General features: G+C 46.0%; 26 protein-coding genes. 21 read left to right on the top strand and 5 right to left on the bottom strand.

Annotation, left to right across the window (positions count from 1 at the left end; translation table 11 throughout):
- Positions 1-111: 111 nt before the first annotated feature.
- On the bottom strand, positions 112-849 hold the full coding sequence (gene cmoA, locus KIV41_RS14040; protein WP_005426299.1) for a carboxy-S-adenosyl-L-methionine synthase CmoA: 738 nt from the start codon (positions 847-849) through the stop codon (positions 112-114).
- A 104-nt stretch (positions 850-953) separates the two neighbouring features.
- On the bottom strand, positions 954-1,820 hold the full coding sequence (locus tag KIV41_RS14045; RefSeq protein WP_045388151.1) for a DUF72 domain-containing protein: 867 nt from the start codon (positions 1,818-1,820) through the stop codon (positions 954-956).
- A 272-nt stretch (positions 1,821-2,092) separates the two neighbouring features.
- On the opposite strand from KIV41_RS14045, the gene aspS reads away from it, so the two are divergent.
- From aspS to KIV41_RS14150, 21 genes are all read left to right on the top strand, one after another.
- Positions 2,093-3,871: an aspartate--tRNA ligase gene (aspS, locus tag KIV41_RS14050; RefSeq protein WP_285336707.1), complete on the top strand. Its 1,779-nt coding sequence runs from the start codon at positions 2,093-2,095 to the stop codon at positions 3,869-3,871.
- A 100-nt stretch (positions 3,872-3,971) separates the two neighbouring features.
- Positions 3,972-4,493 (top strand): crossover junction endodeoxyribonuclease RuvC, encoded by a 522-nt coding sequence (gene ruvC / locus KIV41_RS14055; protein WP_010447272.1) that lies wholly within the window; start codon positions 3,972-3,974, stop codon positions 4,491-4,493.
- A gap of 117 nt (positions 4,494-4,610) precedes the next feature.
- Positions 4,611-6,062 carry a methyl-accepting chemotaxis protein gene (locus tag KIV41_RS14060; protein WP_045388145.1) on the top strand — a complete coding sequence of 484 codons (1,452 nt, stop codon included), beginning with the start codon at positions 4,611-4,613 and terminating at the stop codon, positions 6,060-6,062.
- A 78-nt stretch (positions 6,063-6,140) separates the two neighbouring features.
- The gene (gene ruvA / locus KIV41_RS14065) at positions 6,141-6,755 is read left to right on the top strand and encodes a Holliday junction branch migration protein RuvA (RefSeq protein WP_043882971.1); all 615 of its coding nucleotides are present in this window, start codon (positions 6,141-6,143) and stop codon (positions 6,753-6,755) included.
- A gap of 21 nt (positions 6,756-6,776) precedes the next feature.
- A complete protein-coding gene (gene ruvB, locus KIV41_RS14070) occupies positions 6,777-7,781 on the top strand; it encodes a Holliday junction branch migration DNA helicase RuvB (RefSeq protein ID WP_045388141.1) in 1,005 nt (334 codons plus the stop codon).
- A gap of 461 nt (positions 7,782-8,242) precedes the next feature.
- On the top strand, positions 8,243-9,829 hold the full coding sequence (cydA, locus tag KIV41_RS14075; RefSeq protein ID WP_010447279.1) for a cytochrome ubiquinol oxidase subunit I: 1,587 nt from the start codon (positions 8,243-8,245) through the stop codon (positions 9,827-9,829).
- A 17-nt stretch (positions 9,830-9,846) separates the two neighbouring features.
- Positions 9,847-10,983: a cytochrome d ubiquinol oxidase subunit II gene (gene cydB, locus KIV41_RS14080; RefSeq protein ID WP_010447280.1), complete on the top strand. Its 1,137-nt coding sequence runs from the start codon at positions 9,847-9,849 to the stop codon at positions 10,981-10,983.
- 12 nt (positions 10,984-10,995) lie between these two features.
- On the top strand, positions 10,996-11,103 hold the full coding sequence (gene cydX, locus KIV41_RS14085) for a cytochrome bd-I oxidase subunit CydX (RefSeq protein WP_000270285.1): 108 nt from the start codon (positions 10,996-10,998) through the stop codon (positions 11,101-11,103).
- Entirely contained in the window at positions 11,096-11,398 is a 303-nt protein-coding gene (gene ybgE, locus KIV41_RS14090) for a cyd operon protein YbgE (protein WP_285336815.1), read from the top strand. Before cydX ends, ybgE begins: the two co-directional genes overlap by 8 nt.
- A gap of 172 nt (positions 11,399-11,570) precedes the next feature.
- Entirely contained in the window at positions 11,571-11,990 is a 420-nt protein-coding gene (gene ybgC, locus KIV41_RS14095) for a tol-pal system-associated acyl-CoA thioesterase (RefSeq protein WP_010447291.1), read from the top strand.
- The gene (tolQ, locus tag KIV41_RS14100) at positions 11,980-12,678 is read left to right on the top strand and encodes a protein TolQ (RefSeq protein ID WP_010447293.1); all 699 of its coding nucleotides are present in this window, start codon (positions 11,980-11,982) and stop codon (positions 12,676-12,678) included. The genes ybgC and tolQ overlap by 11 nt, the downstream gene beginning before the upstream one ends.
- A gap of 3 nt (positions 12,679-12,681) precedes the next feature.
- Positions 12,682-13,125, top strand: a complete 444-nt coding sequence (gene tolR, locus KIV41_RS14105; RefSeq protein ID WP_038885846.1) for a protein TolR — start codon at positions 12,682-12,684, stop codon at positions 13,123-13,125.
- A 13-nt stretch (positions 13,126-13,138) separates the two neighbouring features.
- Entirely contained in the window at positions 13,139-14,206 is a 1,068-nt protein-coding gene (tolA, locus tag KIV41_RS14110; protein WP_285336818.1) for a cell envelope integrity protein TolA, read from the top strand.
- A gap of 12 nt (positions 14,207-14,218) precedes the next feature.
- Complete coding sequence (gene tolB, locus KIV41_RS14115) at positions 14,219-15,571, top strand: Tol-Pal system beta propeller repeat protein TolB (protein WP_081641217.1); 1,353 nt, start codon at positions 14,219-14,221, stop codon at positions 15,569-15,571.
- Positions 15,572-15,601: 30 nt separating this feature from the next.
- Positions 15,602-16,120 carry a peptidoglycan-associated lipoprotein Pal gene (gene pal, locus KIV41_RS14120; RefSeq protein ID WP_010447301.1) on the top strand — a complete coding sequence of 173 codons (519 nt, stop codon included), beginning with the start codon at positions 15,602-15,604 and terminating at the stop codon, positions 16,118-16,120.
- Positions 16,121-16,135: 15 nt separating this feature from the next.
- Complete coding sequence (gene ybgF / locus KIV41_RS14125) at positions 16,136-16,900, top strand: tol-pal system protein YbgF (RefSeq protein ID WP_285336820.1); 765 nt, start codon at positions 16,136-16,138, stop codon at positions 16,898-16,900.
- A gap of 164 nt (positions 16,901-17,064) precedes the next feature.
- Entirely contained in the window at positions 17,065-18,126 is a 1,062-nt protein-coding gene (nadA, locus tag KIV41_RS14130; RefSeq protein WP_010447305.1) for a quinolinate synthase NadA, read from the top strand.
- Positions 18,127-18,259: 133 nt separating this feature from the next.
- The gene (locus KIV41_RS14135; protein WP_038887177.1) at positions 18,260-19,303 is read left to right on the top strand and encodes a potassium channel protein; all 1,044 of its coding nucleotides are present in this window, start codon (positions 18,260-18,262) and stop codon (positions 19,301-19,303) included.
- Complete coding sequence (locus KIV41_RS14140; RefSeq protein ID WP_071235693.1) at positions 19,303-19,719, top strand: DUF350 domain-containing protein; 417 nt, start codon at positions 19,303-19,305, stop codon at positions 19,717-19,719. Before KIV41_RS14135 ends, KIV41_RS14140 begins: the two co-directional genes overlap by 1 nt.
- An 8-nt stretch (positions 19,720-19,727) precedes the next feature.
- Entirely contained in the window at positions 19,728-20,297 is a 570-nt protein-coding gene (locus tag KIV41_RS14145) for a DUF1190 domain-containing protein (protein ID WP_010447311.1), read from the top strand.
- Positions 20,298-20,302: 5 nt separating this feature from the next.
- The gene (locus KIV41_RS14150; RefSeq protein WP_285336822.1) at positions 20,303-21,466 is read left to right on the top strand and encodes a glutathionylspermidine synthase family protein; all 1,164 of its coding nucleotides are present in this window, start codon (positions 20,303-20,305) and stop codon (positions 21,464-21,466) included.
- 96 nt (positions 21,467-21,562) lie between these two features.
- On the opposite strand, the gene KIV41_RS14155 is transcribed toward KIV41_RS14150, so the two are convergent.
- From KIV41_RS14155 to KIV41_RS14165, 3 genes are read right to left on the bottom strand one after another with little or no spacing between them, the layout of a single operon-like run.
- Positions 21,563-22,024: a copper chaperone PCu(A)C gene (locus KIV41_RS14155; RefSeq protein ID WP_252041825.1), complete on the bottom strand. Its 462-nt coding sequence runs from the start codon at positions 22,022-22,024 to the stop codon at positions 21,563-21,565.
- A gap of 26 nt (positions 22,025-22,050) precedes the next feature.
- Complete coding sequence (locus KIV41_RS14160; RefSeq protein ID WP_252041826.1) at positions 22,051-23,196, bottom strand: OprO/OprP family phosphate-selective porin; 1,146 nt, start codon at positions 23,194-23,196, stop codon at positions 22,051-22,053.
- Positions 23,193-24,356 carry a methanobactin export MATE transporter MbnM gene (locus KIV41_RS14165; protein ID WP_285336824.1) on the bottom strand — a complete coding sequence of 388 codons (1,164 nt, stop codon included), beginning with the start codon at positions 24,354-24,356 and terminating at the stop codon, positions 23,193-23,195. Before KIV41_RS14165 ends, KIV41_RS14160 begins: the two co-directional genes overlap by 4 nt.

The following is a 24,356-nucleotide window of genomic DNA, read 5'->3' on the forward strand; positions in this document are numbered from 1 at the left end:
TAAATGCGAAACGTTAAGACTTTCTCGCTTCTCGCTTCTCGCTTCTCGCTTCTCGCTTCTCGCTTCTCGCTTCTCGCTTCTCGCTTCTCGCTTCTCGCTTCTCGCTTCTCGCTATTTAATCGCAAACATTGAACCGAAGTTAAAGCACTGGAACCAAACGTCGTAGCTTGAGAACCCAATTTCTGCGAAACGCTCTTTATGATCTTTCTTAGAATCAGGGCGCATCACGTTTTCAATTGCGCTGCGCTTTTGGCTGATCTCAAGCTCGCTGTAGCCATTCGCACGTTTAAAGTCGTGGTGAAGATCAATCAACAACTCGTTAGATACTTCATCTTCAAACACGAACTTTTCAGACAGAATCAAAATACCGCCTGGGCGCAGGCCCGCGTAGATTTTTTCTAGTAGCGCATAGCGATCTTCTGGAGAAAGGAACTGCAGCGTGAAGTTCAGCACCACAACGGACGCATTTTCGATTTCGATATTACGAATGTCTGCCTCTACCACGTCAACTGGCGTATCACTGCGGTACGCGTTGACGTGAAGCTTACAGCGCTCAACCATCGCAGGAGAGTTGTCCACTGCAATGATTTGGCAACCTTCTTGTTTGATATGGCGACGCATCGAAAGCGTAGCAGCACCCAAAGAACAACCTAGGTCATAGATGTTTGAGTGAGGCTTAACAAAACGCTCTGCCAACATACCAATTGCAGAAATGATGTTGCTGTAACCCGGCACCGATCGTTGAATCATGTCAGGGAAAACTTCCGCTACGCGTTCATCGAACGTGAAATCCCCAATTTTATCGATTGGAGCCGAAAAAATAGTATCTGGATTGCTCTTAGGGTTCATAACCAAATCTCTGCATACAAGCCGCCTGAAACGTCAGGCATCAAAAAAGGCGCGTATTTTATGGGAAATTCGCGCCTCTGTCATTTTCTTAATTATACGGAGACCTAAAACATCTGTATTTGCGAGTTGCCATCGTTGGCAGGAAACGAAGACAAATCTGGCAGGGAGAGCTTAAGTTGTAGCTGTTTATAGAGCTTTTCAGCCAGTTCTGGCGCTAAGACGTTATCCGGAGTGTGGATCATCAAGTAAGGTTGAATCCCTTGTTCAATCCACATCGGCAATTTCTTCAACCATGGTTCGAAAAAGCGCAAGTTGTCGTCCATGTCGGGATGACCGATAAAACGAATCATTGGGTGCTTGGCCGTTGCTATTGCATGTACCGGGACGCGCGGCTTCTTCTGATGGGCGTCAATCACCGCTTCGGTCGTCGGCTGCGCGGCAAACACTGGGCGACTATCCATAATAATGCGGTCAATGCCACTTTCTAATAGCCACTGATTTAGCGCACGCTCTTCTTCACCTTTGGAGAAAAACGCCATATGGCGAACTTCCACCCCAAGTGGGAAATTCGGTGGAAAGCAGGCACAGAACTTCTTTAGGCGATCAAGGTGCTCGGGACCAAAAGCGGCGGGGAGCTGAATCGTCCATTGCCCAACACGCTCATGAAGCGGTTCCATGACTTTCATAAAGTCACGCAACTGTTCGTCACAACCTCTGAGCATTTGTTCGTGAGTAATGGCTTTTGGCAACTTAAAGGTGAATTTGAAATCGTCGTGAGTCGCGGCTTTCCAGTTTTGCACCGTGTTGAGCGTCGGTGTGGCGTAAAAGGTGGTGTTGCCTTCTACGGTGTGGAATACCTGCGCGTACTTTTCGAGTCGCTCTGCAGGCTTGGTTCCACTGCCATAAAAGCTGTGTTGCCATTGGTTGTGCGACCACATGGTTAATCCAAGTCGAAGGGGTAAATTATCCATATCTTTGCTTTACGTTTTTTCCTGAGCCCACTTTACGAGAGTTTTGCTGAAATAGGTAATTTCACGCTATAATCCCCATCAATTTTTTCGCTTTGGTGCGCTTTTGAACATTTGTTGTACTAAAAACCACCAATGAATGATAAAACACACTTAATTGTATGTTGAGTAGTCGATTTTCATAGGCTTTCAGCGTATAAATGGATCTTTACTCTGCTCGGCAATGAGGCTGACAGAGCGTAGTTAATAATATTTGAGAGATTGGGAATTTCATTATGCGTACCCATTACTGTGGTCACCTGAACAAGTCCCTTGCAGGACAAACTGTAGAACTTTGCGGCTGGGTTAACCGTCGTCGTGATTTAGGCGGTCTTATTTTTATCGATATGCGAGATCGTGAAGGTATCGTTCAGGTAGTTGTTGATCCAGATATGGCAGATGCGTATGAAGTGGCGAACACACTTCGTAATGAATTCTGTATCAAGCTAACTGGTGAAGTTCGCGTTCGTCCAGAAAGCCAAGTAAACAAAGACATGGCAACAGGTGAAGTTGAGATCCTTGCGAAAGGTCTTGAAATCATCAACCGTTCTGACGTTCTGCCTCTAGACTTCAACCAAAAGAACTCTGAAGAGCAACGTCTAAAATACCGTTACCTAGACCTACGTCGTCCAGAAATGAGCGACCGCATCAAGCTACGTGCTAAAGCGTCTAGCTTTGTTCGTCGTTTCCTAGATGACAACGGCTTCCTAGACATCGAAACTCCTGTACTAACAAAAGCGACACCAGAAGGTGCTCGTGACTACCTAGTACCTAGCCGTGTTCACAAAGGCAGCTTCTACGCGCTTCCTCAGTCTCCACAGCTATTTAAACAGCTTCTAATGATGTCTGGTTTTGACCGTTACTACCAAATCGTTAAGTGTTTCCGTGATGAAGACTTGCGTGCTGATCGTCAACCAGAATTCACTCAGATCGATATCGAAACGTCATTCATGACGGCTGACCAAGTTCGTGCAACGACTGAGAAAATGGTTCGTGAAATGTGGCAAGAGCTACTGAACGTTGACCTAGGTGAATTCCCAGTAATGCCATTCAGCGAAGCGATTCGTCGTTTCGGTTCTGACAAGCCTGATCTACGTAACCCACTAGAGCTAGTAGACGTTGCTGACCTAGTGAAAGACGTTGAGTTCAAAGTATTCTCTGGCCCAGCAAACGACGAGAAAGGTCGCGTTGCAGTTATCCGTATTCCAGGTGGTGCTGAGCTTACTCGTAAGCAAATCGATGGCTACGCAGAATTCGTAGGTATCTACGGTGCGAAAGGTCTTGCATGGATGAAGGTTAACGACCGTGCAGCAGGCATGGAAGGTATCCAATCTCCAGTAGCTAAATTCCTAAGCGAAGACGTGATCAACGGTATTCTAGATCGCACTCAAGCAGAATCGGGCGACATCATCCTATTCGGCGCAGATAAAGCAAACATCGTTGCTGAAGCACTAGGCGCACTTCGTCTTAAACTTGGTAAAGACCTAGAGCTAACGAAAGAAGGCACTTGGGCTCCTCTATGGGTTGTTGACTTCCCAATGTTCGAAGAAGACGACGAAGGCAACCTGCACGCTATGCACCACCCATTCACATCGCCTCTAGGTGTGACAGCGGAAGAGCTAAAAGCGAACCCAGCAGCTGCGAACTCAAACGCATACGACATGGTTCTAAACGGCTACGAAGTAGGCGGTGGTTCTGTACGTATTCACAACGCAGAAATGCAAGCTGCGGTATTCGATATCCTAGGTATCAATGCAGAAGAGCAACAACTGAAATTCGGCTTCCTACTGGACGCTCTAAAATTCGGTACGCCTCCACACGCTGGTCTTGCATTCGGTCTAGACCGTCTAGTGATGCTGCTATGTGGTACAGAGAACATCCGTGATGTTATCGCGTTCCCTAAAACAACTGCGGCGGCGTGTCTACTAACAGACGCACCAAGCCTTGCAAACCCAACGGCTCTAGAAGAGCTAGCGATTGCAGTAACAGTTGCGAAAGAAAAAGACGCAGAATAAGCGCACAACAATTAAAGAAAAAACTCCCGCACCTGCGGGAGTTTTTGTTTTAATGACATATATTCTAATACTTACAGTGAGTTATTGATTAGGACTCTTCATGTCAATTATTTTGGGCATTGACCCAGGCTCTCGCATTACTGGTTATGGCGTGATTCGCCAACAAGGTCGTCATCTGCAATATCTAGGCAGCGGCTGTATTCGTACTTCTGAAAAAGAGCTGCCAGGTCGACTCAAGCAAATCTACGCAGGTGTAACGGAAATCATCACCCAGTTTCAACCAGATGTGTTTGCGATTGAGCAAGTCTTTATGTCAAAGAACGCCGATTCTGCACTAAAGCTTGGTCAGGCTCGTGGCAGTGCGATTGTAGCGGCGGTAAATGCCGATCTTCCGGTGTACGAGTATGCTGCGCGTCTGATCAAGCAGGCGGTAGTAGGTACGGGTGGTGCGGACAAAGTGCAGGTACAGCATATGGTTCAACATATGCTTAAGTTGCCAGCCAAGCCTCAAGCCGATGCTGCCGATGCGTTAGGCGTCGCCATTTGTCATGCCAATACCAATAAGACGCTGGTGGCGCTCGCTGGTAAAGCGACCAGTGCAAGAAAAGGTCGTTACCGTTAATTGTATTATTAAAAATGAGACATCTCAGACAGATTTAAGGATTAAATTTGTTGATAAAATGTTACAAAACTATAGTGGTCAGAGGTCTAATAAGAAATCAATCAAGGAAGATTGAACATGAATCCAGCCACGCTGTGGCGCAGTGCATCTATGCCGCGCCAAACTCAATGGACAAGAACACAACAACGTCAAGCTGACATCCTTTCTCTATTCACTTTCATCGCTTTTCTCGTCGGGATCTACAGCCTGATCAAATGGTCCAAACATGGACATGAAAGCTTAATCTTCACCTCAGTACTCTTAATTGCACTCGAACTGGTATCCGCTTTCAGCCTGAAGTGGTTCAAGCAACCGGCATTGTCGCTCAATCTTGGCTTTGTCGGCATGTCGGTACACGCGCTCAATATCATTTACCAAAGTGGTGGTGTGGTTGATTCTACGCAAACCTATTGGGTTCCTCTGTTAGTTGTCGCTTTCTTCTTATCTGGCACTCGCATCATAGCAATCTCTTGGAGCGCGTTAGTGATAGCGGTTTCTGCGTTTATGACATTCCAGCATGTGTCTGGTGTTAGTTTCCCTCAACTCGTGTTGTCTGAATCTGCGCAGCGTGTAGAGATATGGTCGGGTACTGTGCTACCACTGGTGGTGATTTGTATTGCACAAGCCTTTACTGCCAAGCAGCGAGATATTGCGATTGAAAGTGCTGAGAAAGCCAAAGCAGAGAGTGAGTTGGTGGCGCAAAAGGCAACAGAAGGGGAGTTGCGTTTGGCTGAGGTACTAGAGCAAGCAAATCAGAATTCGACTGAGCTCAAGCAAGTTTCCCAAGTACTCGATAAACAATCTTCTCAGTTAGATGTTCAAGTGAATGCACTTAATGTAAACAGTGAATCCCAAGCCAGCGCGGCAGAGCAGATGAGCCAGCAAGTGCATCATATGGCGACGGGGATTGAAGAGTCGGGCAAGTTCGTTGAAGAGCTGCGTGAGAAAAGTGAAGAGGTTCACCAACAAGCAGAGAAAAGCTCTGAGTTGCTTGAAGACTCCACCCAAGCTATCAGCCAAATAATCAGCAGCCATGAAGACATCATGAAAGTGGCAGACTTAATTACGTCGGTCGCGGAACAAACCAATCTATTGGCACTCAATGCGGCGATTGAAGCGGCGAGAGCCGGTGAGCAAGGTAGGGGCTTTGCGGTCGTTGCCGACCAAGTACGCGATCTTTCTGCTAAGAGCAGTGAGTCCGCGGTTGAGATTCGCAACTTACTTGATCGCAGTGAGCAAGAAGTAAAGCATGGTCAAAGTGTTGTGACGTCAAGTACCGAGCGTATGAACACCATTATTCAGCAAGTGACCACTATTTCTCATGATGTACAGAGCCTGTCCAGTCTCATGGCAACACAAATGACGGCACTCAAAGAGTTAGATGAAGCGAGCAGTGAGGTCGCCAATGGTGTAGTTAACACCAAAACCATCGCTGAGACGGTAGCGCAATACGGCGCTGAACTGAACGGCCAAGTAGTCGCAGTGCGTAACCTTACTCAACAGCTTGATCAAGTTGTCTCAAAAATCTAAACCCACTGCATAAAGGACTGGATGTCTATCCAGTTCTTTATTATCCTGTCGCAAATTCATTTCCAAAGAGTATTTATAGTGATTGGACGTCTTCGCGGCACTCTGCTTGAAAAGCAACCACCTGAAGTTTTAATTGAAGTTAATGGCATTGGTTATGAAGTTCAGATGCCAATGAGCTGCTTCTACGAACTGCCAAATGTCGGCGAAGAAGCCATTATTTATACTCACTTTGTTGTGCGTGAAGACGCGCAATTGCTTTACGGTTTCAACACAGTAAAAGAGCGTGCACTTTTCCGTGAAGTGATTAAAGCGAACGGTGTTGGTCCTAAGCTAGGTCTAGGTATCCTTTCTGGCATGACGGCAAGCCAATTCGTTTCTTGCGTAGAGCGTGAAGACATTTCAACGCTTGTAAAACTTCCGGGTGTTGGTAAGAAGACGGCTGAACGCCTCGTAGTTGAAATGAAAGACCGCCTGAAAGGTTGGGGGGCTGGCGATCTATTTACGCCGTTTACCGATGCTGCACCTGCGGACTCTGGTTCTGCGGCTTCTAACAACGCAGAAGAAGAAGCAATCAGTGCGCTTCTTGCTCTAGGCTACAAGCCGACTCAAGCGTCGAAAGTGGTTTCTCAGATCGCTAAACCGGATATGACCAGTGAGCAATTGATCCGTGAAGCACTAAAATCGATGGTGTAACGGAAAGTCCAAGGGAACAATATGATTGAAGCCGATCGTTTAATCGCGCCAGAAAGTCCTTCGTTTCGTGAAGAAGACGTCATCGACCGCGCGATTCGTCCTAAGAAGCTGGCGGATTACCAAGGTCAGGATCACGTGCGTGATCAGATGGAGATTTTCATCAAAGCCGCTCAACTGCGAAATGAAGCGCTTGACCACCTTTTGATTTTTGGTCCTCCAGGTTTGGGTAAAACCACGCTTGCGAACATCGTTGCCAATGAGATGGAAGTGAACATTCGCACCACATCTGGCCCTGTGCTTGAAAAAGCAGGGGACTTAGCAGCGCTGTTGACCAACTTAGAAGAAAACGACGTGCTGTTCATTGACGAGATCCACCGCTTAAGCCCAATGGTTGAAGAAGTGTTGTATCCAGCAATGGAAGACTACCAGTTAGACATCATGATTGGTGAAGGTCCTGCAGCGCGTTCTATCAAAATAGATTTGCCACCTTTCACTTTGATCGGTGCAACGACGCGTGCTGGTTCTTTGACTTCGCCACTTCGTGATCGCTTCGGTATTACGCAACGCCTTGAGTATTATAAAGTAAAAGACTTGCAAGATATCGTTCAGCGCAGTGCGGATTGCTTAGGGCTGTCGATGGAATCGGAAGGGGCGTTGGAAGTTGCTCGCCGTGCTCGTGGTACACCTCGTATCGCTAACCGCCTGTTACGCCGCGTTCGTGACTATGCCGAAGTTAAAGGCAATGGGCATATTTGTGCAGAAACGGCAGACAAAGCCTTGAACATGCTCGATGTGGATGCTGAAGGTTTCGATTATATGGACCGTAAGCTGCTATTAGCGATCATGGAGAAATTTGGCGGTGGTCCTGTCGGTTTGGACAACATGGCGGCGGCGATCGGTGAAGAGAAAGACACTATCGAAGACGTTCTTGAACCATATCTAATCCAACAAGGCTATTTACAACGCACCCCGCGTGGGAGAATTGCCACCGATCGTGCTTATCTGCATTTTGGAATTGAAAAGTAAGATTCCATATTTGACAAATGCGTGCTTGATATTTCACCAAGAGTGATGAGAGTCTCATTTATCAAATCCCAACTAATACTTTTTAGGTAAGAGCATTTTATAGATTGTTAATACTATGTTCTTACCTAACTCTGACAAAACTCTCCTGATTACCTCCCATTAACATACTCATCGAATATCGGTTGATCTGGATCAATGTGATGGATTTTTGTGCAAATTCACAGATGAAACATTGATATACATCAAAGCGGAATCCCGCCATAAACCTTTTGAAACAATCTGTTTTTAGAAGTAATATTAGCCCTAGCTATATTAGCTGATGCTTAACAATTAACTAACCAATGAAGCACATTTTTGCAACAAGATGCTGTGATAATTCAACATCTTTCAAGTGTAAATAACACTTGTGTATGGAATGCAATATGTAGAGAGTGTCATTCAGCCGACACATAGGAGTTACCATGATTGACGTAGTTGATCTGTCGCGGTTGCAGTTTGCACTGACAGCGATGTATCACTTCCTATTCGTACCATTGACTCTTGGTATGGCCTTCCTTTTGGCCATTATGGAATCAATGTACGTAATGACGAACAAGCAAATCTATAAGGACATGACCAAGTTCTGGGGTAAGCTATTCGGTATTAACTTTGCACTTGGTGTGGCTACCGGCCTAACCATGGAGTTCCAGTTTGGTACGAACTGGTCTTACTACTCGCACTACGTGGGTGACATTTTCGGTGCGCCACTGGCGATCGAAGCACTGGTTGCGTTCTTCCTGGAGTCAACTTTTGTTGGTCTATTCTTCTTCGGGTGGGATCGTCTATCAAAACGTCAACACTTAGCGGTAACCTGGCTGGTTGCGCTTGGTTCTAACTTCTCTGCACTTTGGATTCTTATCGCAAACGGCTGGATGCAAAACCCAGTTGGTGCAGAATTCAACTTCGAAACCATGCGTATGGAAATGGTGAGCTTTGCAGAAGTTGTACTAAACCCTGTAGCGCAAGTTAAGTTTGTACACACAGTAGCATCTGGCTACACGTGTGGTGCAATGTTCGTGTTGGGTATCAGCTCATACTACCTAATCAAAGGTCGTGACATCGCATTTGCTCGTCGTTCATTCGCGATTGCAGCTTCATTCGGTATGGCAGCAATCCTGTCTACTATCGTGCTAGGTGATGAATCTGGTTACGAGCTTGGTGAAGTACAAAAAGTGAAACTTGCAGCAGTTGAAGCAGAATGGCACACAGAGCCAGCGCCTGCGGCATTTACACTGTTTGGTCTTCCAAACCAAGAAACGATGAACACTGATTACGCAATCAAGATCCCTTACGTAATGGGTATTATCGCGACTCGTTCATTTGACGAGCAAGTAACAGGCCTACATGATCTGCGTGAGGAGCACGTTGACCGCATCCGCACGGGTATGTATGCGTACGAATTGCTTGAAAAACTGCGTGCAGGTGACAAATCTGAAGCAAACATGACTGCGTTTGACGAAGTGAAAGGTGATCTAGGTTACGGTCTACTTCTGAAGCGCTACACAGACAACGTCGTTGATGCGACAGAAGACCAAATCCAAGCTGCTGCGGATGACTCTATCCCGACAGTGTGGCCGCTATTCTGGTCGTTCCGTATCATGGTTGCGTGTGGCTTCATCATGCTATTCGTCTTTGGTGCTGCATTCGTTCAGACATGTCGTCAGAAAATTGAGCAGAAACAATGGATTCTTAAAGCTGCGCTATTCAGCATCCCTCTACCTTGGATTGCGATTGAAGCTGGTTGGTTTGTTGCAGAATACGGTCGTCAACCGTGGGCTGTTGGTGAAATCCTACCAGTACACGTAGCAGCGTCAGCATTAACCGCTGGTGAAATCTGGACTTCACTATTTGCAATCCTAGCGCTATACACTGCGTTCTTAATTGCAGAAGTATACCTAATGGTGAAATTCGCTCGTAAAGGTCCAAGCAGCCTGAAAACTGGTCGCTACCACTTCGAGCAGAATGCTGACTCTGTTGAAGACAAAGTTAGCCGCCAAGTAGAAGCGTAAGGCAAGGAGACAACAAGATGTTTGATTACGAAATCTTGCGATTCATCTGGTGGGTACTGATCGGTGTTCTACTAGTTGGTTTTGCAATTACTGATGGTTTCGATATGGGTGTAGGCGCGCTTGTACCTATTATCGGTAAAAACGACACTCAACGTCGTGTAATGATTAACTCAATCGCTCCGCACTGGGATGGTAACCAAGTTTGGCTTATCACCGCTGGTGGTGCATTGTTCGCAGCTTGGCCTTTGGTTTACGCAACATCGTTCTCTGGTTTCTACCTAGCGATGATCGTTACCCTAGCGGCACTTTGGCTACGTCCAATCGGTCTCGATTACCGTTCAAAGATTGAAGATAAAAAGTGGCGCAACACTTGGGATATCTGTATCTCAATCAGTGGCTTCGTTCCACCAATCATCTTCGGTGTTGCGTTTGGTAACCTTCTACAAGGCGTACCATTCCAATTGAACGATTTCCTAATGCCAACGTACCATGGTTCATTCTTTGGTCTACTAAACCCATTTGCTCTGCTATGTGGTCTAGTGAGCTTGTTTATGATCCTAATGCAAGGTGCAACTTGGCTTCAAATGAAGACAACTGGCGAAGTACATACTCGTGCTCGTAACGTAGCTCAGCTAACTGGTCTACTAACAGTGGTTGCATTTGTAGTAGCGGGTTTCTGGATCCAAAGCATCGAAGGTTACGTAATCGTAGGTGGTATCGACACAGCAGCAGCTTCTAACCCTCTAAACAAAGAGGTTATCCGTGAAGCTGGTGCTTGGATGAACAACTTCGAAGCTTACCCACTGCTATGGGCTGCACCTGTACTGGGTGTTGCAATGCCACTTCTAGCGGTATTAGCATCTCGCCTAGAGAAGTGTGGTATTGCATTCCTAACGTCAAGCCTTGGTAATGCTGGTGTTATCTTCACTGCTGGTTTTGCAATGTTCCCATTCGTAATGCCTTCAGACCTAATGCCAAACCAAAGTCTGACAATGTGGGATGCAACTTCATCTGAGCTGACGTTGAACCTAATGACAGGCGTTGCGTTTGTTATGGTTCCAATCATCCTGGCTTACACGTCTTGGACTTACTACAAGATGTTCGGTCGCTTGGATGACAAGTTTATTGAAGAAAACAAAAACTCACTTTACTAAGGAGCGATCACTATGTGGTATTTCGCATGGATTCTAGGTGTACTACTTGCTTGTGCATTCGGTATCATCAATGCTCTTTGGTTAGAGCATACTGAAATGATGGATAAAGACAGTGAGTAATCTCGCTGACAAGGTAGCAAAACTTCACGAACCAATGGACAAGACTCTGTTGAGAGTCTTGGCCTTAATCCTCGGCTTTATGCATGTTGGATTGGTGATGTGGGACCCAAATGCGTATCATCGAGAGATTGGTGGCTTTAACGCATTTATTGCACCAGCGCTGATTTGGGCATTATGCTCCAGCATGGTATATGGGGTAGGTTTCAAACCAAGAAACTGGTACTGGCAAGTGTTTTTCAGTCCTTATTTCTCACTTGCTATCTTAAGTTATCTAACTGCACTGTATTTCATGTAAGCGTTACGTTCTGAAATAAAGTCGGTTATTAAATCATCGAAATAAAAGCCAGACTTATTGTCTGGCTTTTATTTTTTCTACAAAATTCAAAAATATTCCCTTCGCTCAGTACCAATTACTGCCGCTTCAGTTATAGTAATTGCTTTAAAGAATTGAAATTACTGGTACTCCCTTGCAAGGCACATCAAATCCCTTCCGCTGGCCGATCACCGTGTATTATGAAGATACCGATGCGGGTGGCGTTGTATATCACTCTAATTATTTAAAATTCTTTGAACGTGCACGCACTGAGATGTTGCGTGCAAAAGGCATTTCTCAGCATGTGTTATTGGAACAAAACATTGGCTTTGTTGTCCGACACATGGATATCGATTTCAACCAAGGGGCGAGACTGGACGAGCATTTGACCGTTCTTACCCGAGTGTCAGAAATAAAACGTGCATCTCTGCAATTCTGTCAAGAATTAGTCAATGATGAAGGCAAAACATTGTGCAAGACAATTGTTAAGGTAGCATGTATCGATAATAAGAAAATGAAACCAATAGCTATCCCATCTTTTATCAATTCGGAGCTAACAAATAGTGACTGCTGATATTTCCATTTTAGATCTCTTTCTTCAGGCCAGTCTGTTGGTAAAGCTTGTGATGTTGACCCTGTTAGGCATGTCAATTGCGTCATGGGCGATGATCATTAAGCGCAGCAAAGTATTATCTCAAGCATCAAAAGACGCTGAGTCATTTGAAGACAAATTTTGGTCTGGTACCGATCTTTCACAGCTATACCAGAAAGTAAAAGCTCGTAAAGACGAGATTGGCGGTACAGAAGAAATCTTCTACGCAGGTTTTACTGAGTTTGCTCGACTACGTAAGAGCAACGCTAACTCTCCTGCTTACATCATGGAAGGCACTGGCCGAGCGATGCGTGTTTCTGTAGCTCGTGAAGTCGATGAGCTAGAAACAAGCCTGCCTTTCCTTGCGACAGTCGGTTCTATTAGCCCATACATCGGCCTATTTGGTACGGTTTGGGGCATCATGCATGCCTTTATTGCTTTGGGCGAAGTAAAACAAGCGACGCTTTCTATGGTAGCACCTGGTATTGCTGAAGCTTTGATTGCAACCGCAATGGGGCTGTTTGCGGCGATTCCAGCGGTAATGGCGTACAACCGTCTAAGCAATAAAGTGAGTAAGCTTGAGCATACATACGCGACTTTCTCTGAAGAATTCCACAGTATCCTGCATCGTCAAGCAATGGCAGGCAGAGATGGCTCGGATAAGGAATAGTCGATGGCTGGCTATCAACCTAAAAAGCGTAAAATGACAGCAGAGATCAACGTCGTTCCTTATATAGACGTCATGCTCGTGTTGTTGATTATTTTCATGGCAACGGCTCCATTTGTTACTCAAGGGGTTGACGTTGATCTTCCAAAAACGTCGACTGCAGAATCGATGCAAGAGCTGGCGGGTGATACTGATAGCAGTTTCATCATCATCGAAATCGATCGTGACGGTAATTTAGGACTAAGCGTGAATGATGAAGAAGTCCAGCGCGGTCTATCTCTGCAAGATGTCATTGTTCGAGTAAAAGCGGAGCGCGAAATCAAACCGGATTCGCCAGTTGCAGTTGGTGGTGACGCGGCAACGCCTTACGCAGACGTAGTAATTCTGCTTGATGAGTTAAGTCGTGCTGGTATTCCAAAAGTTGGTCTGATGACTGATATCAGGGAATAGACATCGAAGATCTATGAAAGACAACAAGAAAAAAGCCAAAGAATATACCAAACCGATAGCGATATCGGTGGGTTTGCATGCGCTGTTAGTCGTGGCGTTGCTTTGGGGGACGGATTTCACCATGTCTAAACCCGAGCCAACAGGGCAAATGGTTCAGGCGGTGGTGATTGATCCAAAACTTGTTCAGCAGCAGGCGAAAGAGATTCGTCAGCAGCGCGAAAAAGCCGCGAAGAAAGAGCAAGATCGTCTTGATAAGTTGCGACGAGAAGCTGAGCAGCTTGAAAAAAACCGCAAAGCTGAAGAAGAACAGATTCGCAAGCTGAAAGAGCAGCAGGCAAAAGACGCCAAAGCAGCTCGTGAAGCCGAAGCGGCTCGTAAGAAGAAAGAACAAGAACGCAAGGCAGAAGAAGAACGCACTCGCAAAGAGAAAGAGCGAGCTGCAAAAGCGGAGAAAGAGCGTAAAGCCAAAGAAGACGCCGTTCGAAAAGCTGAGCAGGAGCGTATCGCCAAAGAAGCAGCAATCGCTAAGGCAGAGCAAGAGCGTGTAGCGCGTGAGAAGGCAGCGAAAGAAGCTGAGGAAAAGGCTCGACGCGAACGTGAAGCGGCAGCGAAAGCGGAACAAGAGCGCATTGCTAAGGAAAAGGCAGCCAAAGAGGCAGCTGAAAAAGCGCGTAAAGAAAAAGAGCGTCTTGAGCGATTAGAGCGTGAACGTAAAGAGCAAGAAGCTGCGCTTGACGATATCTTCTCGGGGTTAGAAAGTGAAGCGAGTCAGAATACCGCAGCTCGAAACCAGTTCGTTGATGATGAATTGGCGCGTATGTCTTCAATCTATACTCAAAACATTCAGCAAAGGCTGATTAAGGATGATTACCTGTTGGGAAAGGAGTGTAGGGTAAACATCAAACTCATTCCGACAGGGACAGATATGATGGTTTCAGGAGTTACGGTCCTTGGTGGAGATTCAAGGGTGTGCGCCGCTGCAAAAAGTGCGATCGCTCAAGTGGGTACTTTCCCAAAATCTACCGAAGCTTCTGTGAACGAAAGACTTAAAGATATCAACTTAACCGTTGCTTTAGACTAGAAGGAATAAGACGTGATTAAACGCCTTTTACTAGGAATGTTTGTACTGCTTGGCAGTATAACGAACGTGGCTCACGCTGCATTAGAGCTGGTCATTACTGATGGTATTGATTCAGCACGACCAATTGCTGTTGTTCCCTTTAAATGGGAAGGAAGCCAACCACTGCCGACAGATGTTTCTGCTGTTATCGCATCAGACCTTCAGCGTAGTGGTAAATTTAGCCCGATCCCTACCAACAAGATGCCTCAAACGCCTTTTAATGAATCTGAGGTTAACTTTGATGCTTGGACCAGTCTTGGCGTTGATGCTCTGTTAACAGGTAGCATTACTCAAAATGCGCAAGGCAATTTTGTTATCAACTATCAGCTAGTTGACGTAGTTCGTGGTCAGTTGACCGGTGGGCAAAGTCGAGCGCTTGGTGAAGATGGTGAACTTGTTCTGTCTAAGGATCATGTACTGTTCAACAAGGTTGCAACGGTTGAAGCCCCACGAATGCGTGAATACGCTCACCGTATTTCCGATTTGGTATACGAGCAACTGACGGGTGAACGCGGTGCATTTATGACTCGCATTGCGTATGTGGTGGTGAATGATAAAGATCGCTTCCCTTACCAGCTTCGAGTCGCTGATTATGATGGTTTTAACGAGCGATTAGTCCTTCGTTCAAAGCAGCCGTTGATGTCACCAGCTTGGTCGCCTGATGGTCAAAAACTAGCATACGTAAGCTTCCAGAACGGCCAAGCCGAAATCTTCATTATGAATATTTATACGGGTGAGCGTGAGAAGGTTACGTCATACCCTCGTCATAATGGTGCGCCAAGATTCTCACCGGATGGCAGTAAGCTGGCGTTAGTGTTGTCTAAGACGGGATCGTTACAGGTCTACACTTTAGACCTAAAAACTCGCAAGCTGACACAAATTACGCGTGGCAGATCAAATAATACAGAACCATTCTGGCATCCGGATGGAAAATCGTTGATTTTTACATCGGATAGGGGTGGTAAACCACAGATTTATCAAGTAAATTTGGGCGATAGTTCAATTAATCGTCTGACGTGGCAAGGTAGTCAAAACTTGGGTGGTCAAATTACTCCTGATGGCCGATTCCTTATTATGGTGAATCGAAGCAATTCAGGCTTTAATCTTGCTAAGCAAGATTTGGAAACTGGTTCATTGCAAGTACTTACTAAAACCCTACTTGATGAGTCACCGAGCATTGCCCCAAATGGTGGCATGGTGATTTACAGCTCGATTTACAACAAGAAAAATGTACTGTCGATGGTGTCTATTGATGGTCGATTTAAAGCTAGATTACCGGCAACAAATGGGCGTGTCAGAGCTCCCGCATGGTCTCCGTTTTTGTAGCAATAAGTTTGATTAATGAAGGAAAATAAGATGCAACTTAACAAGGTTCTAAAAGGACTACTAATCGCACTTCCTGTAATGGCTGTTACAGCGTGTAGTTCTAGTGACGACGCTGCTTCTAACACTGGCGCAGAAACTAACAACTCTGCGGAGACTACAGTAGTAACTCCAATTGACCCAAATGGTCAGCTAACAGAGCAAGAGCTAAAAGAGCAAGCACTACGTGAAACTCAAACAATCTACTTCGCGTTTGATAACTCAACAATCGCTGGTGATTACGAAGAGATGCTAGCTGCTCATGCTGCTTACCTAAGCAAGAACCCTGCGCTTAAAGTAACGGTTGAAGGCCACGCAGACGAGCGCGGTACTCCTGAGTACAACATCGCTCTAGGCGAGCGTCGTGCTCAAGCAGTTGCTAACTACCTACAAGCACTAGGTGTACAAGCAGATCAAATCTCTATCGTTTCTTACGGTGAAGAAAAACCACTTCTTCTAGGTCAATCTGAAGAAGTTTACGCTAAGAACCGTCGTGCGGTTCTAGTGTACTAATCTGAGGTAAACCTCATGTTCAGTAACACTAAGCGCGCTGTTACGCTTACGTTACTGGCAAGTGCAGCGAACTTCGCGTTCGCTGCACCAGCTCCAGTATCAGACCTCAACAGCACCTCATCGACCGCATCACAGACTCGCTCGGGTCCAGAAACTGATATCGAACGTCTAGAGCGTTTGCTACAAAATCGCAATCGCGTTCAAGTACAAATGCAGGGACAGATTGATCAGATGTCTCAGGAAATCAGTGATCTTCGTGGTGAGTTAGAGCGCAACAGCTATGAAATGCAGCAAATGCTTAAGAGACAGCGAGAGTTGTTTGTAGAGCTTGATCGTATTCGTGGTGAAATGAAAGCGGCTCCAGCTGCGGCAGAGAAAAAGCCAGCTGAAACAGGTGGTAAGTACAGTTCTAATGTAGATGAGCAAACCGCGTATCAAAATGCGGTTGACCTTATCCTTAAAAAACGTGACTACACCGGCGCGATTGCAGCTTTCCAGCAGTTCCAGAAAGATTACCCTGATTCTACCTATTCAGCGAACTCACACTACTGGCTAGGTCAGCTGTACTTTGCTAAGAAGCAGGACAAAGAAGCGGTGAAGAGTTTTGCGGTGGTTGTTTCTTACAAAGAATCTAACAAGCGTGCAGACGCATTGGTTAAGCTAGGTGATATCGCTGAGCGTAACAACAATGCTGCGCAGGCGAAAAAATACTATCAGCAAGTTGTGGATGAGTATCCAGGTAGTGCTTCGGCGAAAGTCGCAAGCTCTAAGCTGAAGTAAACAAAGTCAAAAGGGAGCCTAGCTCCCTTTTTCTTTGCCCGTTCTTTTCAAGGTATAACAAAGATATACGGCTAGACTGCTACAAATTCTGGTTACGGGTTGGTTTTTGAAAATCAACAAGGTTACAATACTCGGATTAAAGGAAGTTGCGTAGAGCAAGAGCAATGAGCCACATATTAGATAAAATCGATACAGTTTACCCATTCCCACCAAAACCAATCCCATTAAGCCAAGAAGAAAAAGCCGATTACATCGCGCGAATCAAAAAGCTGCTTAAGGAGAAGGACGCGGTATTAATCGCGCACTACTACACCGACCCTGAAATTCAAGCTTTAGCTGAAGAAACCGGCGGTTTTGTTGGTGATTCGCTAGAAATGGCAAAATTTGGTAACCGCCACCCTGCAAGCACACTGATCATCGGTGGTGTTCGATTTATGGGTGAATCAGCAAAGATCCTAACGCCTGAAAAACGCATTCTAATGCCAACGCTAGAAGCGGAATGTTCGCTTGACCTTGGTTGCCCGGCGGACAAGTTCAGCGAGTTCTGTGACGCTCACCCTGACCACACGGTAGTGGTATACGCAAACACTTCAGCTGCAGTAAAAGCACGCGCAGATTGGGTTGTGACTTCTAGTATTGCTCTTGAAATCGTTGAGCACCTAGACGCGGAAGACAAACCAATCATCTGGGGCCCTGACCGTCACTTAGGTTCTTACATTGCGAACAAAACTGGCGCCGACATGTTGCTATGGCAAGGTGAGTGTGTGGTTCACGACGAGTTCTCTGCAGATGCACTACGCAAGATGAAGAGCGTATACCCAGATGCGGCAATCCTAGTTCACCCAGAGTCACCAGCAAGTGTGGTTGAGCTAGCCGATGCGGTTGGTTCTACGAGTCAGCTAATCAAGGCAGCGAAAGAGCTACCTCATCAGCAAATGATCGTCGCTACTGACAAAGGTATCTTCTTTAAGATGCAGCAGCTAGTGCCGGAAAAAGAATTGATAGAAGCGCCAACAGCAGGTGCGGGCGCGACGTGTCGCAGCTGTGCACATTGCCCATGGATGGCGATGAACGGTCTTAAAGCGATTGAAAAGGCACTGAGTGAAGGTGGTGCAGAGCACGAAATCTTCGTTGATGAAGCACTGCGTGTGAAATCACTCATCCCGTTGAACCGCATGTTGGACTTCGCAGAGCAACTAAACATGCAAGTAAAAGGCAACGCTTAGTTTTTCAGTCCTGTTTAGGCAAAAGCTTGCTAAGACAAATCGCAAAAACCAGCCGAATGTGGCTGGTTTTTTTATTTCTTACAATCAATAGGTTAGTATTTAGTTATAGCAATCAGAAAGGAATCGGAAACTTATGGCTGTATGGCTAGTACTGAAAAAGTGGCTAAGTACCCATCTTTTTAAGTTGAGCAACCGAAATCTTCTCGTCATTAGTGGCGCCTACATTGCCATCTCGTGGTTGTTGCTGGCTCTTGCAGGAGAGCATGCACTGACCGATAACTTCTCAAACTTCATTTACTACCTCATGGTGACCGCTTCAACGGTTGGCTATGGCGACTTATCACCCTCAAGTGATATGGGTAAGTGGGTAGTGGTGTTATTTATTATCCCTGGCGGTTTGAGCTTATTTGCTGCCATTTTGGGACGAGTTGCAGGCGGGGCGATTGACTATTGGCGAGCAGGCATACTGGGTAAACGGAGAGTAAGAGTGGAAAACCATATCGTATTACTGGGTTGGAATGGCGCACGCACTATGCACCTTATCCGCATGTTACAGCATGAAGAAGAGGGCAAACGCCCAATCGTGTTATGCAGTCGTTCAGATATTGAAAACCCATTACCGGGTGAAATTGGTTTTATTAAGGTGAACAGTTACACCGATGCGCAAGAGATGAAGAATGCCAACATTACCGGAGCTAACTGTATTATTGTTGATAATCTTAGCGATGATATTACTCTCTCGGCCGCCTTGTATTGTGCTTCGGTCAACCCTGATGCACACTTGCTCGCCTACTTTAAAGATGAAGCGTTGGGACGATTGCTCAGTCAGCATTGCCCTAAGGCAGAGTGCATTCCAGCGGTAGGCGCAGAGATGCTTGCCAAAGCTGCAGTGGATCCAGGTTCAAGCGCGTTACACCAAGAATTACTTGCCTCTACACGAGGTATGACGCAGTACTCAGTGATTTACCCACAAGATCAACCGACGACCAGCGTGGAAAAGATCTTCGGATTTATCAAGAAGCATCACCAAGCAACGTTGATCGCATTCGATCTCGGCGACGGGATTGAACTCAACCCAGACTTAAATGCCCAAGTGCCGCCGAGCACTAAGCTGTTTTATATTGCCGACGAGCGAATTGATGACTTCGCTTGGACTGACATGAACAAGGATAAATAATGCATATGATTGCCGACCTGTTGGCGGGTTTCCCTAACTTTCTTCTCTACTTCTCCGTTTCGATCGTTTTTGTACTGGCGTTCAAATTCGTTTATGTAAAACTGACACCGTACGATGAATGGCATCTGATCAAAGAAGAGAAAAATACCGCGGCGGCAGTCGCATTAAGTGGAGCGTTCCTTGGCTACTGCCTCGCTATTGCGGGTGCTGCAACCAACTCAGTCAATATTATAGATTTTATGGTGTGGGGCATCGTTGCGATGCTGGCACAGATAATTGCGTTCGGTATTGTGCGTTTTATTCTGCTGCCGAAAGTATCGGAGCGTATTGAGAATGATGAAGTACCAGCAGGCATTGTTTTAGCTGCCGTCTCTGTGTCTGTCGGTGTGCTTAACGCAGCCTGCATGACCTACTAGGAGGTTCGATGAAACGCAGTTCCAATGTGAAACGCTCCTCAATGGACAAGAGTTTTAAAGTCGGGCGAATCATTCCATTTGTTGCTTTCGGTGGGATTTTTTTTCTCGCAACGCAAGAATCAAAAACGGAAGGCTACATCTACGTCGATGCTGACGAGTGTAAATCGGATGCACCTGAATTCAGCGAGCAGTGTGAAATCGCCTACCAAGAGGCAATGGCGCGTGCAGAAGAAAACGCACCGCGCTATAACAATGAGTACGAGTGTGAAGACGATTTCTACGAAGACGATTGTTATTACAGCTCGCGCCATCGTTCTTATGTGCCGTTTGTTGGAGGATACTTCTTCAGCCGTGCAGTAAGTGGTTTAAGCGGTTACAACAAAAGCTACTACTCAGAGCCGATGTATCGTTATAAATCGAAGTATTACAACGGTGCAGGGCAGTTTTACGGTTCTTACCGCAATCAATCCACTAAGGTCGCTACCAGTAACCTAAATAAGCGCGGTGGTGGTACGATTGGTCGTGCGATGTCTCGCGGGGGCTTTGGTAAAGCGGTGTCAGTAAGCCGCGGCGGTTAACTAAAATGTTTCGACGAGAAATACAAGAAAGAGAAAACTGGCGTGAGTTAGCACGCCAGTTTGGTTTTGGCTTCCATTCTATGTACGACCAACCGTATTGGGATGAGACTGCTTACTATCAATTTACCCTTGAGCAGATTGAGAAAGACATTGAAGACCCAACGGAAGAGCTTCATCAAATGTGTCTTGAAATCGTCGATAAGGTTGTGCGAAGTGAGCGGTTACTGACGCAGTGTGCGATTCCCGAAGCCATGTGGTCGCAAGTCGCTTCTTCTTGGCTGCGAAGAGAGCCATCCCTTTATTCAAGAATGGACTTTGCTTACAACGGCTCATCGCCAGCAAAGTTGCTAGAGAACAACGCAGATACACCAACGTCATTGTTTGAAACTGGCTTTTGGCAGTGGGTGTGGTTAGAAGACGTTGTCAATAAAGGGCGTATTCACCAAAGTGCGGATCAGTTTAATATTCTGCAGGACTTTCTGATTGAACGCTTTGCTGACATTGCCAAATTGCAGCCGGGTCAAACGCTGCATTTTAGTTGTTGCAAATACACCGAAGAAGACAAAGGTACGGTGCAATACCTAGAAGACTGCGCAAGGGAGGCTGGGTTAGCAACCGCTTTTGTTTTTGTTGAAGATATTGGTGTGACACAAGATGGGCAATTTGTGGATGCTGATGGCAGAGCGATTCGCTGGATGTTCAAACTCTACCCGTGGGAGTTTATGTTCGAAGAGGAATACAGCCAGTATCTCGCAACATCGAGTGTGAACTGGTTAGAGCCAATGTGGAAATCGATTCTGTCTAACAAAGCGTTGTTGCCCTTGCTTTGGGAGAGATTTCCAAATCATCCGAATCTTTTACCTGCGTATTTTGCCAATGATCCAAAAGCGGCTAGCTTAAAAGACTACGTTATTAAGCCTTTGTTTTCTCGCGAAGGTGCCAACATTGAGATTGTCAAAAATGGTCAGCGATTAGTGAAAACGCCAGGTCCATACGAATCGAACCAAAACATCATTCAACAATATCATCCGCTACCGAAATTTGGCTCAAGCCATACTTTGATTGGAAGTTGGCTCGTGAATGACAAAGCAGCAGGGATCTCGATTCGAGAAGACAGCAGTTTAGTGACTCAAGATATGGCGCGCTATGTTCCTCATATTATTCTTTGAGTGGTAGCGTTGGCTTGGTTTGCTCAAAATATTTGTTTCGCAAAAACTAAGCCTCTCGAGTATGAGAGGCTTAGGACAGTGATTAACTACGATTCATCAGTGGCTATGTACGTGGCTATTTGCTTCTACTGCTAACTCAACCTCGATCGTTCCGGCATGTTTAAATTGCAGCGTCATCGGAAATCGTTCCCCCTTTTGGTAGGACTGCTTAGGATCGAAAATCATCAGGTGATAGCCACCTGGTTGGAACATCACGGTCTTCATTGTGCCAACTCGAACGCTGTCAATTTTTTTCATCATCATCATTCCGTCGCTCATTTCGTGGGTGTGTATTTCCACACGTTCGGCAATCGGGGTAGAAGCACCGATCAAGAAGTCATCTTTGCTTGAACCATTTTTTAGTTGGAAGAAACCAGCAATCACGGTCGCATTCGGTGGGGCTTCTCGACTCCAAGGATGATCTATTTGAATACTATCCTTTGCATATTCATGAGCACTCACGGGTGCGATGAGACAAACAGATAAAAATAGGGAGATGATTTTTAGCGCTTTTTTCATAATTATTTCCGTTAATTGTTGTTGGTTTACCAAGTGAGGTTGCCTTGGTAGACGAGCCAAAATGCAGTTTGCTTGGTTTGAAGAATGGATTCGTAGTTGGTTTGAAATCTCAAAAGTTGATGCATAGCAAAGTGCCAGTTAGCAATAGCGCTGATACGCTGTGGAGCATGACCTTTAGCATCTAAAACCTGTTCGAATTCAGCGTTGGTTTTGGTTACCTCATTGTCTGTTATTAACCAGTCATAACGTGCGCCCATCTCAATATTTTGGTACTGCCAACTTAACTGTGTAGACACACCGTGTTGAAATGCATCTAGCTCAGTTCGAATTTGCTGTGAATCCGTTAGAGTGGCATTTAGCCTTTGGCCCATCCATTCCACTTGCCAGTTTAAGTTGTTCCACTTTAGATCGGCGCCGAAGGTCAACAGGGTAGTATCACCGTCATAGGTTAAGTTGCTAGAGGCGGTGTGAGCATGACTGTGACCATCATTTTCCGCTTGCTTTCGCGAAGTCGCGTTAAAATAAGCCGCACTTGCCATCACTTGCAGTTGGTAATCCGCTCTCAGTTGATACCAATTGGCAGTCAAACCAAAGGCGGCAGGCGAAGCGGAGCTACTATCGTATCGGGCAGGGTACTCGCTGCCACGACCAAGCCAAATAGTGGTGTCGTAACGGTTTTGAGCAAAGGTCAACTGAACACTATCATCGCTGTATTGACTACCAAGAAACGCTTGCTGGGTTAGTGAAGCATCAAGAAAACGCCAGTCGTGTTCGTGAACACCGTTATATAACCCTATTGGGCTGAGTTGACGACCTATGCGTAGTGTCCAATCTTGATGCAGGTGGGGTTGCAGCCATAGTTCTTCAAGTTCTATAGACTCGCCATGGTGACTACCAATGATAAGTTTTGCCGCTAGAACGTTATCTAGGCTTGCCAAGAACCCAAGCTCGCCATGCATCAGCTGCAATCCTTCTTCGTAGTGAAAGGCTTTTGCATCCGTCACCACACCGGGAATTGAGTATGCCGTTTCTCTGTCGGTCTGATAGTAGCCAACTTGAGCAAAAAGGTTTGACTGTATATCGACCTCATCGAGCCAATCAGTTTGAGCTTGCTTGGCCTGTAAAGGGAGCGTCACCAGCAAGCTACCCATAGTAATTAGCACTTGCTTCATGACTTATCCTCTTGAGTAAACGGATTCGCATAGCGAGGGTTAGAGATAAATGTCTCATCACTCAGAGCATGTAAAAACATCAGCATGTCTTGTTTCTCTTGTGCACTGAGGGTGAAGCCTTTGACAAATTCACTCTTATTTGGGTTCTTTCTGCCATCCCCTTGATGCTCACCAGAAGTGATGTTGCGACCACCATTGGCGTAGAAATCCAACACTTCGCCGAGTGTGGCGATACTACCGTCATGCATATAAGGCGCGGTGTAGGCGATATTTCTCAGCGTGGGTGGACGAAATTTCCCTTTGTCTTTTGGATCTTGAGTGACGGTGAACAAGCTATTGTCTGCAATGGGATAGCTGCCTTTGCCATCAATGTTGTAAAGCCCTGTGTTAAAGAAAGGGCGTGAGACAAATACAGAGTCATCATGTAAGGTTGAGTCGCTAAAATTGAAGCCATTATGGCAATGGAAACATTCCATTTTCTCGCTGTTAAACAGATCCTGACCACGCATCGCTGAGCTGCTCATGGTGCCGCGATCAAAATCTGAGTCTTTAGAGATCAAGGCTCGGTTGAAGACGGCAAGCGCTTTGATCACATTAGGAAACGTGACAGCGTCTTGCTCGTTGGGAAAAGCCGCATTGAACATATTTTGATAAGCCGTTTCACGACGGAATCGGTTCAATATCTCTTCTCGGTTCGCATCATTAATGCCCATCTCGACAGGGAACTCACCAAATAAAGGGATCACCAATTGCTGTTCGATCTCTTTCAAGATGGGGTTTGCCCAAGTGTAAGAAGCGTTATAAGCGATGTTAGTGAGCGTTTGTGAGTTGCGGTGCAACACTTCTCCTGTCGAGCCCGTTGGCACTTTTACACCGTCTGAGAATGCTAACGCTTGTTGGTGACAAGATTCGCACGACATGGTTTGGTTGCCAGAAAGTTTCTTGTCATAAAAAAGATGGCGTCCAAGTTGAAACTTTTCCTCTGTCGCAGGGTTATCTGCTGGCTCTTTAGGTGGTGGAAGTGAGCCCGTTTGAAAGTCAAAGCCAAATTCATTTTCGGCGTTGGGTGGTATCACGGTGTAATCCGATTCGCTGTCACAGCCTACGATGGCAAAAATCGTGAGCGATGCCAGCAAACCGCACTTCTGGTTTACTGACAT

This window comes from Vibrio sp. D401a, assembly GCF_030248515.1.
Taxonomy (GTDB): Bacteria; Pseudomonadota; Gammaproteobacteria; order Enterobacterales; family Vibrionaceae; genus Vibrio; species Vibrio rotiferianus.

Coding starts and splice junctions, on each gene's coding strand:
- KIV41_RS14045 (WP_045388151.1), bottom strand. CDS start 1,820: ATGGATAATTTACCCCTTCGACTTGGATTAACCATGTGGTCGCACAAC.
- tolR (WP_038885846.1), top strand. CDS start 12,682: ATGGCTGGCTATCAACCTAAAAAGCGTAAAATGACAGCAGAGATCAAC.
- aspS (WP_285336707.1), top strand. CDS start 2,093: ATGCGTACCCATTACTGTGGTCACCTGAACAAGTCCCTTGCAGGACAA.
- cydX (WP_000270285.1), top strand. CDS start 10,996: ATGTGGTATTTCGCATGGATTCTAGGTGTACTACTTGCTTGTGCATTC.
- pal (WP_010447301.1), top strand. CDS start 15,602: ATGCAACTTAACAAGGTTCTAAAAGGACTACTAATCGCACTTCCTGTA.
- ybgF (WP_285336820.1), top strand. CDS start 16,136: ATGTTCAGTAACACTAAGCGCGCTGTTACGCTTACGTTACTGGCAAGT.
- KIV41_RS14145 (WP_010447311.1), top strand. CDS start 19,728: ATGAAACGCAGTTCCAATGTGAAACGCTCCTCAATGGACAAGAGTTTT.
- KIV41_RS14140 (WP_071235693.1), top strand. CDS start 19,303: ATGCATATGATTGCCGACCTGTTGGCGGGTTTCCCTAACTTTCTTCTC.
- cydB (WP_010447280.1), top strand. CDS start 9,847: ATGTTTGATTACGAAATCTTGCGATTCATCTGGTGGGTACTGATCGGT.
- cmoA (WP_005426299.1), bottom strand. CDS start 849: ATGAACCCTAAGAGCAATCCAGATACTATTTTTTCGGCTCCAATCGAT.
- KIV41_RS14155 (WP_252041825.1), bottom strand. CDS start 22,024: ATGAAAAAAGCGCTAAAAATCATCTCCCTATTTTTATCTGTTTGTCTC.
- cydA (WP_010447279.1), top strand. CDS start 8,243: ATGATTGACGTAGTTGATCTGTCGCGGTTGCAGTTTGCACTGACAGCG.
- tolA (WP_285336818.1), top strand. CDS start 13,139: ATGAAAGACAACAAGAAAAAAGCCAAAGAATATACCAAACCGATAGCG.
- KIV41_RS14150 (WP_285336822.1), top strand. CDS start 20,303: ATGTTTCGACGAGAAATACAAGAAAGAGAAAACTGGCGTGAGTTAGCA.
- ruvC (WP_010447272.1), top strand. CDS start 3,972: ATGTCAATTATTTTGGGCATTGACCCAGGCTCTCGCATTACTGGTTAT.
- nadA (WP_010447305.1), top strand. CDS start 17,065: ATGAGCCACATATTAGATAAAATCGATACAGTTTACCCATTCCCACCA.
- KIV41_RS14135 (WP_038887177.1), top strand. CDS start 18,260: ATGGCTGTATGGCTAGTACTGAAAAAGTGGCTAAGTACCCATCTTTTT.
- KIV41_RS14165 (WP_285336824.1), bottom strand. CDS start 24,356: ATGTCAGTAAACCAGAAGTGCGGTTTGCTGGCATCGCTCACGATTTTT.
- KIV41_RS14160 (WP_252041826.1), bottom strand. CDS start 23,196: ATGAAGCAAGTGCTAATTACTATGGGTAGCTTGCTGGTGACGCTCCCT.
- KIV41_RS14060 (WP_045388145.1), top strand. CDS start 4,611: ATGAATCCAGCCACGCTGTGGCGCAGTGCATCTATGCCGCGCCAAACT.
- ruvB (WP_045388141.1), top strand. CDS start 6,777: ATGATTGAAGCCGATCGTTTAATCGCGCCAGAAAGTCCTTCGTTTCGT.